Below are 683 nucleotides of genomic sequence, written 5' to 3' on the forward strand. Positions count from 1 at the left end.
ACCCTAGTCTATCACCGAAGAAAGGTTTCCCTAACATGCAAAGTACCCAGTTACTACAAACGCTTCAATCCGTGTTTGGTTTTGACTCATTACGCCAAGGCCAACAACCAGTTATTGAATCGGTCATGAATGGTTACTCTGCAGCAGCAATATTTCCAACGGGCTCGGGCAAATCTCTTTGTTATCAACTCCCCGCCACCATGCTGCCAAACCTCACTTTAGTGATCTCGCCATTACTGGCACTAATGAAAGATCAGCTGAGCTTTTTGCAAAGCAAAGGGATCGCCGCCGCTTCTATTGATAGCAGCCAAAGCAGAGAAGAAGCGCAATGCGTAATGGTTGGAGTCAAAAACGGTGAAATCAAAATTTTGATGATTTCTGTCGAACGCCTCAAAAACGAGCGCTTTCGCGAGTTCATCCGCCAAGTGCCAATCTCTTTGATGGTGATCGATGAAGCGCACTGTATCTCTGAGTGGGGACATAACTTCCGTCCGGATTACCTCAAGTTGCCGCAATATCAGCGAGAACTGAATATTCCCCAAACCTTGTTGCTGACCGCCACAGCAACGCCCGCCGTTATTGAGGACATGAAAAATAAGTTCGATATTGCGAGTGACCACATTACTGTAACTGGCTTTTACCGTTCGAACCTCGATATTTCAGTCATCCCTTGCGAAGAGTCC

At 46.6% G+C, this 683-nt stretch carries 1 protein-coding gene; it reads left to right on the forward strand.

What is annotated here, in order from left to right; genetic code table 11:
- Nucleotides 1–35: 35 nt before the first annotated feature.
- The coding region (locus R7Q09_RS25870; RefSeq protein WP_318143908.1) for an ATP-dependent DNA helicase RecQ at nucleotides 36–683 on the forward strand (648 nt) is incomplete at its 3' end.

The sequence above is a fragment of the Vibrio sp. 2130-1 genome (assembly GCF_033339515.1).